This window comes from Nocardia sp. NPDC050413, assembly GCF_040655475.1.
In the GTDB taxonomy this organism is placed as follows: domain Bacteria; phylum Actinomycetota; class Actinomycetes; order Mycobacteriales; family Mycobacteriaceae; genus Nocardia; species Nocardia coubleae.
The window spans coordinates 138,864-155,069 of record NZ_JBFAJZ010000006.1 but is presented as its reverse complement, the minus strand read 5'-3'; the positions used below and the strand labels follow the sequence as shown (position 1 = coordinate 155,069).

The window sequence follows — 16,206 nt, the reverse complement described above, 5'->3', positions numbered from 1 at the left end:
ATGAGTCCGTCGACACGACGTACCGTCCTGTCTCGCGGCAGCTGGCCGGAGTCACGCCGGATCGCCTCGGTACTGCGCAGCGAGACGGTCGGCGGCGTGTTGCTGATGGTCGCCGCCGTCATCGCGCTCATCTGGGCCAACACGCCCTTGGCCGATGCCTACGCCGCGCTGCGTGACTTCCACATCGGCCCGTCGGCGCTGCACCTCGACCTCTCGCTGAGTGAATGGGCCGCCGATGGGCTGCTGGCCATCTTCTTCTTCGTCGTCGGCCTCGAACTCAAACGCGAGTTCGTCGCGGGCGACCTGCGTGACCCCCGCCGGGCGGCACTGCCGGTAGTCGCCGCCGTCGGTGGCATGGCCGTCCCCGCGATCATCTATGTCCTGATCAACCGGGGCGGCGCGGCAGGAGCACTCGACGGCTGGGCCATCCCGACCGCGACCGACATCGCCTTCGCTCTCGCCGTACTCGCGGTGATAACCACCCACCTGCCCGCCGCGCTACGCACCTTTCTGCTCACGCTCGCCGTGGTCGACGACCTGCTCGCCGTCACCGTCATCGCGATCTTCTACACCAGCGAGCTAGAGCTGCCGTACCTGATGCTGGCTCTCGTGCCGATCGCATTGTTCGCGCTGGCCGTGCAACGGCGCATCAGCTCGCCGTTGCTCCTGGTCCCGCTCGCGGTGCTCGCATGGTGGCTGGTGCATCTGTCCGGTGTTCACGCCACGGTCGCCGGCGTGCTGCTCGGTTTCACCGTTCCGGTCCTTGCCAGCTCCGGCGCTCCCGACGAACACGGGCCCGCCGAACGATTCGAACATCGCATCCGTCCGCTGTCCGCCGGATTCGCCGTTCCGGTGTTCGCGTTCTTCGCCGCCGGCGTCACCGTCGGCGGACTGAGTGGGCTCACCGATTCCCTCGGCGATCCGGTCACCATCGGGATCGCCGTCGGCCTCGTGGCGGGCAAGCTCATCGGGATCACGGCCACGACGTACCTCACGGCGAAACTCACCCGCGCCGAACTCGACTCCGAACTGTCCTGGATAGACGTCGCCGGCGTCGCACTGCTGGGCGGCATCGGATTCACGGTCTCGCTCCTCGTCGGCGAACTCGCGTTCGCGGGTGACCATCTGCGTGGTGATCACGTCCGCATCGGCGTGCTGTTCGGCACGGTCACCGCCGCCGTCCTCGCCACCATCGTGCTGCGCGCGCGAAACCGGGTGTATCGGACGCTCGCCGAGGCGGAGTCACGTGACGAAGACGGCGACGGTGTGCCCGACGTCTACCAACGCCCTCCGGCCACCGACACATAGTCCGGCCCGCCCGTTACCGCCCGTCGACCGCTCGCCGAGGAGCATCGTATGACCGGAGCGCTCACCCACGCCCTGCGAGGGCCGTTGCGCCACATCACCATCGGGTTAGGCCGGGACACGACCAGTGCACCCGACTCGTCCGCCGATGACATCGACGCCGCGGCGCTGTCCTATGTCGGGCATCGGCTCGTCGACATCACCTTCAATGAACAGACGACCTCACGCGACGGAGCTATCCGACACCTGCGCAACGACGTGACAGGCGACAAAGAAGCCCTCGTTGTCGACCTGACCCGGCTCAACCCGATGATCACCACGATCATGTTCATCGCTACCTGCCACGCCGATCGAGGATTTCACCGGATCGGCAGCGGCTTCTGCCGGGTGGTCGACACTCTCGCGGGCGCCGAACTGGCCCGCATCGAGCTGGCCAGCGCCCGATCCCACACCGGCCTGATACTCGGAAAGCTGCACCCGTCGAAGGGACAGTGGGCGTTCGACTGGATCGATGAACCGATCTGGGCCCAGCACGTTGTCACCGCCATCCCGCAGCTCACCAGGCATCTCGGCTGATGGCGCGCAACCTCTTCGACAAGGCCGAGCGCAGCGCGGGCCAGGTCGTCAAGTCGGTGATGTGGCCGCTGGCTCTCGTCACGGCGGCGGACATGGTCTTCACCAAGGCGCTACCGGGCCATCACACCAATGATTTCAAACCGGTCTACACGGCGGTCGCCGCGTTCCTGCGCGGCGAAGCCGTCTACACGGCGAACCTGTCGTCGGTGGACCCGCACTACCTGTATCCGCCCGGTGGCACCCTGCTGTTGACGCCGATCGGACTGCTCGACGAGCCGACCGGCCGAACCGTGTTCCTGTTCCTCAACCTGTTCGCCGCGATCGCCGCGGTCCATCTGTTGTTGCGGATGTTCGGCCACAGCTGGCGCTCACCGATGGCGCCGGTCGCCTACTTCGCGCTGTTTCTGTCCGAGGCGCTCGTCAACACCCTCACGTTCGGTAACGTGAACGGACTGTTCTTCCTCGCCGAAGTCGTGTTCCTGATGCTGCTCCTGCGGCGACGAAACATCTCCGCCGGTCTTGTTCTCGGCGTGACGATCGCAATCAAACCGATCCTCGTGCCGCTGCTGCTCCTGCCCGCCGTACGCCGCCAGTGGTCGACCATCCTGATCGCCGCGGCGATGCCGCTGCTCACCACCGCGATCGCGTGGCCTCTCGCTGCCGACCCCGGCCGCTACTTCGTGCACAACCTCCCCTATAGCCTGCAGGTTCGCGACTACTACAACTCCTCGATCTCCGGCTTCGGCGCCTATTACGGCCTGCCGCCGACCGCGGTCCTGCTCACGCGTGGGCTGCTCGCGGTCTTGGTCGCGATCAGTCTCTGGCTGTTGTGGCGCTACTACAGAAACCAGGAACTGTTCTTCGTCACCACAGCTTCCGGTGTTCTGCTCACCGCCGAGTACTCGCTGAGTTCGCTGGGCCAGCAGTACTATTCGATGTTCTTGTTCCCGTTCCTGCTCACCGTCGTCCTTGCCAACTCCGTGCTGCGGAACTGGGTCGCCTGGCTCGCCGTCTTCGGCTTCACCAGCTACGAAACCTGGTTGCTGTTCCGATGGCCCGCCTTCGGACGCAATCTCGAGTACTCGCGGGCGACCTTCAGCTGGGTACTGCTGCTGATCGTCGTGTTCTGTGTTCTCGGTGACCGCTACCTGACCGCACGCCGCGAGCATCGGCTCACTCACGGGATCGACCCGATCCGGTCGGCCCCGGACTTTCCGGTACCGGACGTCGAACGGGCGGGCGCACCGGACTTCCACCGATAGGCGCGTCCGGTACTCGGCGATGCCCGAGCCGGTGGTGACGAACAACCGGCCAATCAATATCGGTGTCGACGGCCTTGTTCAGGTAGTTGGTGAAGACATTCAGGGCGACACCGGCAATGACTTCGGCGATCTCACCGTCGGTCAGGCCCGCGGCCCTGGCAATTTTCACATCGGCCTCGTCGACGCCTCAACACTGCGTTGTGCAGGTCCGAGCCGTTCACCGACACGGAGAATGAGTAGCCCGGCCAGGATCGCCATCGCCGATCTCTACCCTCCTCCAGAATCATTGCCTTGACCCCGGATTCGTGCGTGCAGGTCGTCGGCAAGGCTGAGAATCTGGCCAGGCTGTTCGTCAGTGAGGAAATGCCCTGAATTCGGGATGACGGTAAGCGGCGAGTGCAGCTCTACCGCCCTTCTATCAGCTTGAAACCAAGTTGCGCTATTGCATTAAGAATAATTATATAGATAGCCATCGCGACCAGAACCGGCAAGGCAACATCATCGTTCTCGCGCGTTACGTAAGCCAAGTACGCTACCCACGGAAGATTCAGCGAGCAAACCGCAATAGACCACATAGCGGAAGATCGGTGACCAGCTTTCACCTGACCAAGGTCGGAATCCGACACCCCCATCGCGGGCGCGTTGTCAGGCTGGTCGCCGGTTCTCGCAGCCCACAAATGTTGAACCGATTTGAATGCATAGGCAGCTGCTATCGAAGAAAAAACGATAAGGAGAATCATTTCTCTACTCACCGACGTTTCCCTCCTTCAACGAGTGACAGCGCAGCGCTACCGCCGACCACGTAACACGGCGCCAAGAGTACGCGCATCTACTCTCCATCCTCGCTTTGATCTGCGCCCGCTATAGAGGCGCCGACGGCATCCTCCAGATAAGCCGGCGGCTCACCACCATTGCGGAGAACTCAGGACGGCTTACCCACCTTGCGTGCTTCATCCCACCCTGAGCGATACCACGTAGCCGAATTAACGGTCCAGGTCTGTAGCAGATTGTTCACATCGGAGTCGATTGCGCTGAGCCCGCTCGCCAATTCCTGGGCAGTCGACTGGATATAGCGGCCCGCGTCGGTGACCTCAGTGGGGACGACGTCAAATTTTCCATCCCATGACTGCACCAAAATCTCTCCTAGAAAATCAGATATCGCCGTAGAGCGTACCGCACCGGCACCGATCTCTCTCGGGACTGTCGAGCCGACCCGCGCTCCGTCGCTGAAACCGCCTGCTGTGCTGCACTTTTCGAAGATTCATCGGGGACTCGGCACCGATGAATTCGGGATCTCGGGCATCTTGTCCGCAGCCCCTACCGATCTAGAAGCCACCGCACCTCACTGTTTCAACACCCTCCACCTCGCCGGACTGAACAGTTCCGCCGGGGACAGGCAGCCGACGTCCCTCTCCATCAGAACTGGAGCAGGATGAGCGTTTCGATTGCGTCGCTGGGACATTCGACGGTGCGGCTGACCAGTGCGGACGGCGTGGTCGTTGTCGACAAAACTGGCCGCCGCAGACGCCGAATCTCAGCAGCTGAAACGAACCGACGAGAGTAGGCGTTTCGATCTCGCGGGCCTCGGGGTGCGGGCGATTGTGGGCGAGCATGCCGCGATCTATCCCAGATTGCCGAATCGATACACCGATCACCGTCTGAACCGGCGTCGACCATCTCTACACCGGGTTTCATCAAGCCGAGTTCGCCTGGCGTCTCACGGAAGTATCCAGCCGCGAGACTTGGTATCTCAGTTGTCCTGGTCGGGGCCGAAGAGGTCGGCTACCGGGGTTTGGGCGTCTACGGCGACGCCGATGTCGGACATGGTGACGGCGATCGTGTTGACGATCCAGCGTTGTAGGACGCGTGACAGTTCGTCGGCGGTGAGTGGTTGCATGCCTCGGCTGAGCCAGCGGTTGACCGAGTTGTCGACCATGCCGACGAGACCGAAGGCCAAGGGCTCGGCGACTTCGGTTGTCCCGCCGTGGCGGGCGATGCTGATCGCGAAGAGGCGTGCGGTCTGCACCGCGACGGCCGTGCGGGCGTCGGAGACCGACGGGGAGCTGCCGACGACCCGTTTCGACCCGGCGGCCAGGAATCGATGCAGGTGGGGATTGGTGACGATCCAGCCGATATAGGTTTCGACCGCCCTGGTGACCGCGTCGCCGACGGTGCCCTCCGGGCTGAGCACGGGGGTCAGCCGGGTCATCAGCTCGGAGATGATGCGGGTGCGGACCTGTTCGTCGAGGTCGTCGCGGTCGCCGAAGAGCCGGTAGACCACCGAGCGTGGGACGCCGGCCCGGGCGGCGATGTCCTTGACGCCGACCCGCGCGCCGTCCTCGCGGATGGCCACGACGGCGGCGGCCAGGATCTGGTCACGCCGTTCGGCCTTGTGCCCGTCCCACCGCTGCGATCGACCATCGGACGAGGTAGCGGGCGCGGCGGTTTCCAGATTCGGCACAGTCGGACCCTACACCGCGAGATCGGACGTGGATTTGCCCGCGAAGAGGGCATCGACGCAGCGCAGGTGCTGTCCGGCCGTCACGTGATGACAGCCGGACAGCAGACCGATCAGCATGGTTACGCGCTCGGCGCCGCGTCGCGCGGCAGCCCGAGCATGCGCTCGCCGATGACATTGAGCTGGACCTCGGTCGTGCCACCGTAGATGGTGGTGGCACGACCGGCGATGAGCTGTTCCATCGCGTGATCGCTACGCTCGCCCGGCACCGAGACGACACCGGCGACACCGAGTTCGGCGACGATGAACTCCGAGATCGCTTGTCCTAGACCCATACCGAGCAGCTTGCCGACGCTCGAGGTGGTGGAGACATCGATGCCGGACAGCTGCTTGAGCACCACCCGGGAACCGATCACGTCCACCGCCCGGCTCTCGGCCATCAGCTCGCCGACCCGGTAGCGGGCCACCGGCGACAGCTCACGACCGATCGCGAACCGCAGCAGGTCGGTGTCGGTGGCGTAGGCCTCCATCTTCTGGCTCAGCGCCACCCGCTCGCCCGCCAGGGTCGTGCGGGCCACGTGCCAGCCGTCGTCGACCGCGCCGACCACGTTCTCGTCCGGGATGAACACGTCGTCGAGGAACACCTCGTTGAACAGCGCCGACCCGGTCATCTCCCGCAGTGGACGCACCGTGATACCCGGGCTCGACATGTCGAGCACGAAATAGGTGATGCCCTCGTGCTTCGGCTTGTCCGGGCTGGTTCGGGCGATCAGCATCGCCCACTGCGCGAACTGCGCGACGGTGGTCCAGATCTTCTGGCCGGTGACGCGCCAGCCACCGTCGACCTTGACGGCCTTCGTGGTCAGGCTCGCCAGGTCGGACCCGGCGCCCGGTTCGCTGAACAACTGGCACCACACGAGCTCACCGCGCAGCGTCGGCACGACCAGTTCACGCTTCTGTCGTTCGTCACCGTGCGGGACGATGGCGCCGACCGCCCAGGTGCCCATCAGCAACTGCGGCATCGCGATACCGGAGGCCTTGATCTCCTGCGAGATCACCACCTGCTCGAGCGGCGAGGCCGAACGGCCGTACGGGCGGGGCAGGTGGGGCAGGTTCCAGCCGCCGTCACCGAGGGCGACGAGCTGGTCGTCCTCGTCCTCGATCGCCGCGATCTCGGCCAGCTCGGCCCGGATACCCGCCCGGATCTGCTCGGCTTCCTCGGGCAATTCGAGTTCGTTGGAGAGCGTGACCCCCGACAGCGCGTACCCGGCGACAGCCTCGGCCCGTTCGTCGCGCCCACCCAGCTGACCGCGCAACGCGAGCGCGCGCCGGTAGTACAGGTGCGCGTCGTGTTCCCAGGTGAAGCCGATGCCGCCGTGCACCTGGATGCAGTCCTGGGCCACCTCGACGGCGGCGTCGGGAATGATCAGCGCGGCGATCGCGGCCGCGTAGTCGGCGGTGTCGTCGTCGCGGTCGAGGGCGTAGGCGGCGTCCCACAGCACAGCGCGCGCCTTCTCGAGCGCGATTCCCATGTGTGCGCACTTGTGCTTCACACCCTGGAACTGCCCGATCGGGCGACCGAACTGCACGCGGGTCTTGGCGTACTCCGCCGCGGTCGAGACACACCACGACATCACGCCGACGGCCTCGGCGCCGAGCACGACCGCCGTCACCGAGCGCACCCGGGTCGAGGTCACCGTGAGCACCCGCTCGGCGGGCACCTCGACGGCGTCCGCCTGCAACCGCCCGGCACCGCGCAGCACGTCGACGTTGTCCTGGGTGCTCACGCTCAGCTCGACGTTGTCGAACGCGATCCACTGCCGTTCACCGTCGACGGTGACCGGTGCGATGAGCACATCCGCCGACAACGCCCCGATCACACCGTCGGCCGTGCCGTCGACGATCAGCGCGCCGTCGCGCAGCTCACCGGTCAGCGACGACGACAGCGCGACCGCGCCGGTGCGCGAGCCGTCGGCGAGACCGGGCAACTGGGCACGCGCCCACGCTCCCCCGTCCTGGGCGAGCACCGCGCTCGCCAGTGCCGTCGGGACGAACGGTCCGGTGTGCAGGCCGCGCCCGAGCGGCTCGAGGGCGACGGCCAGCGTCAGCAGGCCAGCGCCCTGTCCACCGAGGTCCTCGGCGATGTGCAGGCTCAGCAGATCCTGCGCGACGAGGGAGTCCCAGTAGGGCAGCTTGCCCGCGTCGGTGGATTCGACTGCCGCACGGACGATTTCGCTGGTAATGGTGCGCTCGACGAATCCGCTCACCGCGTCGGCGAGGGCCAGGTGGTCCTCGCTGACGCCGACACCGAGCTCATAGCTGTTGCGCGCCATGACTAGCTGCTCTCTTTCAGCTGCGCGGCGACACCGTCGATGGTCCACGGGCCGTCGGTCTCGACCGTTCGCACGTCGTGCCAGCCGCCGAGTTCGATGATGGCGCCGCCCTGCACCGCGAAAACCTTGCCGGTGAGCGGGCAGTCGGCTTCGGCCAGGTGCGCGACCAGCGGGGAGATGTTGGCCGGGGAGAACGGGTCGAACTCGCCCTCGGGCACCTCGGCGGCGAACAGCGCGCCCATGCCCGGGGTGGCCAGGGTGAGCCGGGTGCGCGCGATCGGGGCGATCGCGTTCACCCGCACGCCGTAGCGCTCGAGCTCGTCGGCGGCGACCAGCGTCAGCGCGGCGATGCCCGCCTTGGCGGCGCCGTAGTTGCCCTGGCCCGCGTTGGGCATGAAGGTGCCCGACGCCGAGGCGGTGTTGATCACCGACGCCGAGACCGGATTACCGGCCTTGGTCTGCGCCTTCCAGTACGCGGCGGCGTGGTGCAGGGTGGCGGCGTGGCCCTTGAGGTGCACGGCGATGACCGCGTCCCACTGGGATTCCTCCATGCTCGCGATGAACGCGTCGCGCAGGATGCCCGCGTTGTTCACCAGCACGTCGAGCGAGCCGTACTCGCTGATCGCCTGGTCGACAAGGGCTTTCGCGCCCTCCCAGGTGGCGATGTTGTCGGTGTTGGCCACGGCCTGCCCGCCGGCGGCGACGATCTCGTCGACCACCTGCTGGGCGGGTCCGGCATCGGTGCCGGTGCCGTCGTTGGCGCCGCCGAGATCGTTGACCACGACCTTGGCGCCCTCGCGGGCGAACAGCAGCGCGTGTTCGCGACCGATACCGCGACCGGCACCGGTGATCACCGCGACGCGACCGTCAAGCTTTCCCATAAGTCTTGTCTCCTAATTGAATTCGACGCGGCCGTCGGTGATGGCGATCTGGCCCGCGGCTTCGGTCTCGAAGGCGTAGGCGCGCACGCCGGAGTCGGCGGACCCGGTCGGCCAGAAGGTGGTGGCGATCTCCTGGCCCGGCAGGACGGGCTTGGCGAAGCGCACGGCCAGTCGGCGCAGGCGCGCGGTCTCGCTGTCGGCGAGTTCGGTCAGCGCCGCCCAGGAGGTGAAGGCCATGGTGCACAGGCCGTGGTTGATGATGCCGGGAAGCCCGGCCATCTGGGCGATCTCGTCGTCGAGGTGGATCGGCATCGGATCGCCGGAGGCCGGCGAGTACCGGAAGGTCTGATCCTTGTCGATCTGCGCGGTGACCTGCGCGGCCGGCTCGCCCGCGCGATCGGCGTCGGTGATGCGGTGCTCCGGCGCGGCCTCGCCTTCACCGGGGCCCGCGTCGACCTTGCGAAAGAACGCGGTCATCCACTGCTCGTTGACGAGTTCGCCTGCTGCATCACGCGTTTCGGCGTAGACGACGACGGTCGACCCGTTGGGCTTGCCGACGTACCCGATGGGCTTGGCGCGCACGACCAGTTCGTCACCGGGCCGGATCGGGCGGTGGAACAGGAAGTCCTGTTCCCCGTGCACCAGCTTCATCAGCAATTCCACCGGGGCCACCGACAGCGCGGCGGGCGCCATCGAGGTGAACACCGGAACCACCGCGAACACCGGCGGTGCGACTTCACCGCTGCGGTGGGCCGCGATCGGATCATTGGTGGCGGCAGCGTATTCGGCGATCCGCTCGGCGGTCACCGAGAAACGCTCCTCGTCGGTCCATTCCCCCAGGCCGGAGCCGTCGAAGACGACTCCGGCCGTGGTCGCGTCGGCGCTGCTCACGCCGCGGACCCGACGAGCTCGGTGAACTTGGCCATCGACTCCTTCAGATCCGCCTCGGCGTTCTTGGCGACGGCCTTGCCGATCGGGCCGACGATCATGGTGCCCTTGAACGAGGCGTCGAAGGCGGCCGAGGAACCGGTGGCGGTCGGCTCGACCTTCAGCACGAATTCCACGGAGACACCCGCCATGCCGGTGCCGGTGATCTTCAGGTACTTCTGCGGGTCGACCTCGGCCACGGTCCACTCGATCTTGTTGGCCATGTTCATCACCGAGACGACCTCGATGAATCGCGATCCGACGGTCAGCTCGGCGGGCAGGTCCGAACGCCAGCCCTGGTGGATGGTCAGCCACTCCTCCCACGTCGCGAGATCACTCAGCTTCGCCCAGGCGGCTTCGGGGGTGATGGGCAGTTCGGTGGAGACGGACACAGATGCCATGGGGATACTCCTCGGTGAGATTGGTGGAAATCAGCGGTTGGCGGGCCGGTAGGCGGTCACCACGACCGCGCCACCGAGACCGATGTTGTGTTGCAGGGCGATGCGCGCGCCGTCGACCTGACGGGCGTCGGCGGTGCCGCGCAGCTGCCAGGTGAGCTCGCTGCACTGGGCGAGACCGGTCGCACCGAGCGGGTGCCCCTTCGAGATGAGGCCACCGGAGGGATTGACGACCCACTTGCCGCCGTAGGTGGTGGCGTTGTCGTCGACGAGGCGTCCACCCTCACCGGCCACACAGAGGCCGAGCGCCTCGTAGGTGAGCAGTTCGTTGGTGGAGAAGCAGTCGTGCAGCTCGATCACGTCGACGTCCTCGGGCCCGATGCCTGCCTGGGCGTAGACGGCTTCCGCGGCGGTGCGCGACATGTCGGCGCCGACCAGGTTGATCGCGCTCTTGGTGGAGAAGGTGGTCTCGAGGTCGGTGACCATCGACTGCCCGACCATCTCGATCGCCTGGTCGGCGAGGTTGTGCTTGTCGACGAACGACTCGCTCGCCAGGATCACCGCGCCCGAACCGTCGGAGGTCGGTGAGCACTGCAGCTTGGTGAGCGGGCCGTAGATCTGCTTGGCGGCCAGCACTTCTTCCAGGCTGTATTCCTTCTGGAACTGCGCGTACGGGTTGTTCACCGAGTGGCGGTGGTTCTTCACGCCGATCTTGGCGAACTGCTCGGCGGTGGTGCCGTAGCGCTCCATGTGCTCTTTGCCCGCGGCGCCGAACATGTACGGGGCGGGCGGCATGGCGAACTCCTGCAGTTCGGCCAGCGCCAGCAGGTGCCGCATCATCGGCTGCTCACGGTCGTCGTAGGTGGAGCCGAGCGAGCCCTTCTGCATCTTCTCGAAGCCGAGCGCCAGGGTGCAGTCGGCCAGGCCGCCGCGGATCGCCTGGGCGGCGAGGTAGAGCGCGGTCGAGCCGGTGGAACAGTTGTTGTTGACGTTGACCACCGGGATGCCGGTCATGCCGAGCTCGTAGACAGCGCGCTGGCCGGCGGTCGACTCGCCGTAGACGTAACCGACATAGGCCTGCTGGACCTGGTTGTAGTCGATTCCGGCATCGGCGAGCGCCTTGGTGCCCGCCTCGCGAGCCATGTCGGGGTAATCCCACTCCAGCGCGCCCGGCTTCTCGAACTTCGTCATGCCGACGCCGACGACGAACACCTTCTGTGTCATGTACGCACTCCTGTGTGTCGCGTATCCCAAGTAAGTGGGACTACGTGTACCAGGAAGGTATATTGGACATCGTGTCCCAGTCAATACCTTGACGTGCGGAAAATCGCCGGTCACGCAGATGTTCAAATCAGGGGAAGTTGCGACCCGTCGTGTAAGTGAGACACGATGTCCAGGTCAGCACATGCACAGCGATGGAGGGAAGACGATGGTCGGATGGGGCACCGCGGTGCGCAACATCGGCGCCTTGTTCCGAGAGGGGATAGAGCCTTACACCCCGACACCGTCGGTCGACGTGTACGACCACCCCCATCGGCGGCTGCGGTGCTATCGCCGCACCACACCGGCCGTCGGCAATCCGATCCTGCTTGTCCCGCCGCTGGCGGTCACGATCTCGTGCTACGACCTGCGGCCCGACCAGAGCCTGGTCGAATTCCTCCTCGGCCTCGGCCGTGCGGTGTACGTCATCGACTACGGCGAGATCACCTACGCCGACCGTGATCTCGGCTTCGAGGAGTGGGTCGACGACATCGTGCCCGACGCGATCCGCCGAGTCAGCGCCGAGCACGCCTACGCCCCGGTCGAGGTGATCGGCTGGTCGTTCGGCGGCACCATCAGCCTGTTGACCACCGCGGCCGACCCCGAACTCCCCGTCGCGTCGGTGACCGCTGTCGGCACCCCGTTCGACCAACGACGCAACGGGCCGATGTCGCTGGCCAGGTCGCTCGGCCGCCTCGCCCCGACCGAGCTCGTCACCACGCCGGTGCGTTTACTCGGCGGCATCCCGAAACAGGCCGTGCGGATCGGTTTCCGCGCCCAATCGCTCGACCGCGAACTGACCAAACCGCTCTACATCGCGCGTCACGCCAACGACCCCGAATCCCTGGCCAGAATGCAGGCCGTCGACCGATTCATGGACACGATGCCGGGCTACCCGGCGCGCTTCTACTCGCAGGTGTACCGCCAACTGATCATCCGCAACGAAATGTGGACCGGCACAGTACATCTCAACGCCCAACACGCCGTCGACCTGACCGCGATCACCGTCCCGGTCCTGCTGATCGGCGGAAACCGCGACACCCTCGCCTCCGCCGCGTCGGTAGCCGCCGGAGTCGACGTCCTCACCGGAGCCCCCGTCACCTTCGTCGAAGTCGGCGGCAGCCACCTCGGCATCATCGCCGGTCCCGACGCGCGCACCACCAGCTGGGCCGCCATCGCCGACTTCCTCGCCGACACCACTGTCGACACCGACGAACTCCTGGCACCGAGTGCCACCGCACACTGACGGTCCGGCCACAGCTGCCCGCGATGAGCCGGACCGATGCCGTGTCAAGAGCAGGCGACAGGTAATCTTGCCCCCCATGTGGATCATTCTCGCCATCTCTGTGGTCAGCTCGGTCGCCATCGCGATCCTGTTCGCGACGGGGTTCCCCAAGGACTGACAACGATCGGCGAACAACGCCGTTTTCGTCCTGATCCAGGGTTCTGCCGCCTAGAGTTGACTGATTGTGCGGGGCAATGCGGAGGGGGACGCGGGGATTGTTCTCGCGGTGCGCCGACGCAGGTGCCGACGGCGCGCACCAGGTACCGCCGGGGTGTATTGGACTCTGGTGCGGGCGGGTTTCAAGAGGCAAGCGCAGTACAAGCTGGCGATGTTCGCCGGGCTGTTCACCAACTGCATCTTCGGGTTCGTTCGTGCCGCGGTGATGGTCGCGGCCGTGCGATCGGCCGGGGACTTCGGCGGGTACGACGAGGCGACCATCGCCGCGTATGTGTGGTTGTCGCAGGCCCTGCTCGGGGCGACGCAGTTCATGGGTCCGCCGATCGATCTGGTCGAGCGCATCAAGACCGGTGACGTCGCGATCGATTTCCTGCGTCCGGTCGACGTGCAACTCGGCTACCTCGCCGCCGACATGGGCCGCGCGGCGTGCACCTTCATTCCGCGCGGCGTGCCGAGCATCGTGATCGGCGCGACGCTGTTCGGGCTGTCGATGCCGGACTCGCTACCTGCCTATCTACTCGGCCTGCTGAGCGTGGTGCTCGCGGTCGCGTTGTCGTTCCTGTGCCTGTTCGCGGTCGCGCTGTGCGGTTTCTGGGTGGTGGAGATCCGCGGCATCCGCATGCTGTACCAGATCGTCGGCACGTTCCTCGCGGGCCTTTTCGTCCCGGTCCACATGTTTCCCGAGTGGTTGCGCGTGGTGGCACACGCTACCCCGTTTCCCTCCATCCTTCAGTCCCCGATCGATACGCTGTCAGGGCGGGTCGTCGGAATGGAAGCCTTGTCAGTCGTTGCGGGACAAGCCTTCTGGGTACTGGCGATCGGACTGCTCGGCAGGGTGTTGTTGCGAGCGGGACAACGCAGGTTGGAGGTACAGGGTGGCTGAACCGGAGACCGCACGCATTGTGTCCGGGACCTGGTTCACCCCCTACCTCGCAGTATTGCGTTCGCGTGTCAAAGCACAGCGGGTCTACCGGGTTTCCTTCGCCATCGAGGTGTTCAGCGCGTTCCTGATCGGCCTGGTGGAGTTCGCCGAGGTGTGGGTGATCTTCCACAACGTCGGCACCCTCGGCGGCCTCGACGTCGACGCGGCACTGCTGCTGTTCGGCCTGTCCAACACCGCTTTCGCACTCGCCCAGGTGCTGGTCGGCCACCTCGACTCGCTCCCGGCGATGATCCGCATGGGCACCCTCGACGCGTATCACCTTCGCCCGCAACCACTGCTGCTGCAGTTGATCACCAGCGACATCTCGCTGCGCCGGATCGCCCGTGCCGCCGTCGCGGTTGTCGTGCTCGGCATCGGGCTGTGGCGCAACGACATCGACTGGGGCATCGGCCCGGTTACCTTGATCGTGATCACCCTGCTGAGTGGAATCGCGCTGTTCTGTGGCCTTTTCGTATGTGCGGCGGGGCTACAGTTCTTCTTGATAGACGGTGCCGAGCTCACCAACAGCTTCACCTACGGCGGCTCGTTCGCCGCGATGCAGCCGGCCTCGGTGTTCCCGACACCGCTGAAACTGTTGTTCGGGTTCGCGATTCCGGTCGCGTTCACGGCGTACGTGCCGACCATCGCGCTGCTCGGACTGCAGGGTCCGCCGTTGCTGCCCGCGTGGTCGGCGTGGCTGACCCCGCTGGCCGCCGCCTGGGTGTGGTTGCTCGCGGCGGCGGCATGGCGGGTCGGGACCAGGCACTATCAGGGAGGAGGCGGATAACGATGGACGACAACGCCACATCGGATCCGATCATCGACATCGACGACCTCACCCGGCAATTCAGCGTGTACCGCAAGAACGGCAGCCGCTGGCGCAGACATCGCGACATCATCACCGCCGTCGACCGGATGAGTTTTCGGGTCGAACGCGGCTCGGCCGTGGGCTACATCGGCGCCAACGGCGCGGGCAAATCGACCACGATCAAGATGCTCACCGGCATCCTCGTCCCCACCAAGGGCACGGTCCGCACGTGCGGTCTCGAACCCGTGCGCCAGCGGCGGGAACTGGCCTCACGCATCGGTGTGGTGTTCGGGCAGCGGTCGCAGCTGTGGTGGGATCTGCCGCTGCACGAGTCGTTTTCGATCCTCGCCGCGATCCACCGGCTCGACCCGGAGGTCGCGGGCAAGCGGACACACGAGCTCGTCGAGCAGCTGGAGATGGCCGACACCCTCGATACGCCGGTGCGTCAGCTCTCGCTCGGTCAGCGGATGCGCGCCGAGGTGGCCGCTGCCCTGCTGCATTCGCCGGAGTTGGTGATTCTCGACGAGCCGACGATCGGTCTCGACGTGTTGTCCAAGCAGCGATTACGCGAGTTCCTGCGCGCCGAACGCATGGAACGCGGAACCACGTTGCTCCTCACCACCCACGACATGGGCGATATCGAACGACTCTGCGAACGGGTGCTCGTAGTGGATCACGGCACGCTCGTCTACGACGGTTCGCTCACCGGCCTCGGCGCCACCGTCGGCGCGCGCCGGGTGCTCGTCGTCGACCTGGCCGAGCCGACACCGGATCTCGACGATCTGCCGTGCGGCGCGCAACTGCTGTCGAGCGCGGCGGGCGGCATGCGTCAGCGCCTGGCCTTCGACGCCGAACACACCACCGCCGCGGCGTTGCTCGCGGCGGTCTCGGATCGGGCGAAGGTGCGCGATCTGTCCATCGAGGAACCGGGCATCGAAGACGTGGTGCGCCGAATCTACGAGTCCGCGCGCTGAATTCAAGCGTTCGGGTTACCGGAGTACATACTCACCTCGCCGCCCTCGCCGATGAAGGCGTTGACCAGCATGATCCGCTGCGCGCGCAACTCGTCGGCATCGGGGGCGCTGGTGGTGATGGCGATCTGCGGGATGGCGGCCCAGTTCACCACATAGCGCTGCGGTGGCCCTTCGTCGTCGGACAGCCGGGCGAGCCGGAACACCGACACCGCACGGCGTTCCATCAGGTCGCGGACCACATCGGCGATTCGCTGCGGGTCTTCCAGCGCGAAGAGAAAGCCGAAGGTCAGCTCGGGCGAGGACACGTAAGCCGGCACATCTACCGAGGCTAGTGCATACGCGGGTCTTGTCGTCGGTGAGATTGCCGTGAATGTGCCGCAGCGGTTTTCCCGGTCACCGCCCGGTGACTCGCCCGTCATCGGCACATAACAATTTCTGCCGACCCGGAGTTTTGTACACCATACTATTGCGCGTCGATCCCGGATCGCGCTTTCCTGAAAGGGTCCCGATACTTCCCGGGCCGTCATCCTCACCGCAGCGTCGCGGAATACGTCGGCGCCTGGGCGGGGCTACGCCGGTGCCGGGGCGCGTCCCGGCGATTCCCCGGCCCCGGCGTATCCACCCTCGCGAGCTTTTTTCA

Annotated in this window: 16 protein-coding genes; 8 read left to right on the top strand and 8 right to left on the bottom strand. The window is 66.1% G+C overall.

What is annotated here, in order from left to right; all coding sequences use genetic code 11:
- From nhaA to AB0I19_RS17130, 4 genes are read left to right on the top strand one after another with little or no spacing between them, the layout of a single operon-like run.
- On the top strand, positions 1–1,308 hold the full coding sequence (nhaA, locus tag AB0I19_RS17145; RefSeq protein WP_357149720.1) for a Na+/H+ antiporter NhaA: 1,308 nt from the start codon (positions 1–3) through the stop codon (positions 1,306–1,308).
- 48 nt (positions 1,309–1,356) lie between these two features.
- Positions 1,357–1,881, top strand: a complete 525-nt coding sequence (locus AB0I19_RS17140) for a TerD family protein (RefSeq protein ID WP_357149717.1) — start codon at positions 1,357–1,359, stop codon at positions 1,879–1,881.
- Complete coding sequence (locus AB0I19_RS17135; protein ID WP_357149714.1) at positions 1,881–3,143, top strand: glycosyltransferase family 87 protein; 1,263 nt, start codon at positions 1,881–1,883, stop codon at positions 3,141–3,143. The genes AB0I19_RS17140 and AB0I19_RS17135 overlap by 1 nt, the downstream gene beginning before the upstream one ends.
- 19 nt (positions 3,144–3,162) lie before the next feature.
- Positions 3,163–3,438 (top strand): hypothetical protein, encoded by a 276-nt coding sequence (locus tag AB0I19_RS17130; protein WP_357149711.1) that lies wholly within the window; start codon positions 3,163–3,165, stop codon positions 3,436–3,438.
- Between the two features lie 109 nt (positions 3,439–3,547).
- Here the strand turns inward: AB0I19_RS17130 and AB0I19_RS17125 are convergent, their stop codons facing one another.
- The 7 genes from AB0I19_RS17125 to AB0I19_RS17095 form a co-directional block, all read right to left on the bottom strand.
- Positions 3,548–3,895 (bottom strand): hypothetical protein, encoded by a 348-nt coding sequence (locus AB0I19_RS17125; protein ID WP_357149708.1) that lies wholly within the window; start codon positions 3,893–3,895, stop codon positions 3,548–3,550.
- 998 nt (positions 3,896–4,893) lie between these two features.
- Complete coding sequence (locus tag AB0I19_RS17120; protein WP_357149705.1) at positions 4,894–5,604, bottom strand: TetR/AcrR family transcriptional regulator; 711 nt, start codon at positions 5,602–5,604, stop codon at positions 4,894–4,896.
- A gap of 119 nt (positions 5,605–5,723) precedes the next feature.
- Positions 5,724–7,934, bottom strand: coding sequence for an acyl-CoA dehydrogenase (locus AB0I19_RS17115; protein ID WP_357149702.1), 2,211 nt, complete (start codon positions 7,932–7,934; stop codon positions 5,724–5,726).
- A gap of 2 nt (positions 7,935–7,936) precedes the next feature.
- A complete protein-coding gene (locus AB0I19_RS17110) occupies positions 7,937–8,815 on the bottom strand; it encodes an SDR family oxidoreductase (RefSeq protein WP_357149699.1) in 879 nt (292 codons plus the stop codon).
- 12 nt (positions 8,816–8,827) lie between these two features.
- Positions 8,828–9,706: a MaoC/PaaZ C-terminal domain-containing protein gene (locus tag AB0I19_RS17105; RefSeq protein WP_357149696.1), complete on the bottom strand. Its 879-nt coding sequence runs from the start codon at positions 9,704–9,706 to the stop codon at positions 8,828–8,830.
- The gene (locus tag AB0I19_RS17100) at positions 9,703–10,143 is read right to left on the bottom strand and encodes an SRPBCC family protein (RefSeq protein WP_067486118.1); all 441 of its coding nucleotides are present in this window, start codon (positions 10,141–10,143) and stop codon (positions 9,703–9,705) included. The genes AB0I19_RS17105 and AB0I19_RS17100 overlap by 4 nt, the downstream gene beginning before the upstream one ends.
- Positions 10,144–10,173: 30 nt before the next feature.
- Positions 10,174–11,364, bottom strand: coding sequence for a lipid-transfer protein (locus AB0I19_RS17095; RefSeq protein ID WP_357149693.1), 1,191 nt, complete (start codon positions 11,362–11,364; stop codon positions 10,174–10,176).
- A gap of 181 nt (positions 11,365–11,545) precedes the next feature.
- Between AB0I19_RS17095 and AB0I19_RS17090 the strand changes: the two genes are divergently transcribed.
- From AB0I19_RS17090 to AB0I19_RS17075, 4 genes are all read left to right on the top strand, one after another.
- Positions 11,546–12,646 (top strand): alpha/beta hydrolase, encoded by a 1,101-nt coding sequence (locus tag AB0I19_RS17090; protein ID WP_357149690.1) that lies wholly within the window; start codon positions 11,546–11,548, stop codon positions 12,644–12,646.
- A 310-nt stretch (positions 12,647–12,956) separates the two neighbouring features.
- Positions 12,957–13,745, top strand: a complete 789-nt coding sequence (locus tag AB0I19_RS17085) for an ABC-2 family transporter protein (protein ID WP_357149687.1) — start codon at positions 12,957–12,959, stop codon at positions 13,743–13,745.
- Positions 13,738–14,571, top strand: a complete 834-nt coding sequence (locus AB0I19_RS17080) for an ABC-2 family transporter protein (protein ID WP_357149684.1) — start codon at positions 13,738–13,740, stop codon at positions 14,569–14,571. Before AB0I19_RS17085 ends, AB0I19_RS17080 begins: the two co-directional genes overlap by 8 nt.
- A gap of 2 nt (positions 14,572–14,573) precedes the next feature.
- Entirely contained in the window at positions 14,574–15,566 is a 993-nt protein-coding gene (locus AB0I19_RS17075; RefSeq protein WP_067486110.1) for an ATP-binding cassette domain-containing protein, read from the top strand.
- Positions 15,567–15,568: 2 nt separating this feature from the next.
- Here AB0I19_RS17075 and AB0I19_RS17070 read toward each other — a convergent pair whose 3' ends face one another.
- Complete coding sequence (locus AB0I19_RS17070; RefSeq protein ID WP_067642455.1) at positions 15,569–15,883, bottom strand: hypothetical protein; 315 nt, start codon at positions 15,881–15,883, stop codon at positions 15,569–15,571.
- Positions 15,884–16,206: the final 323 nt, after the last annotated feature.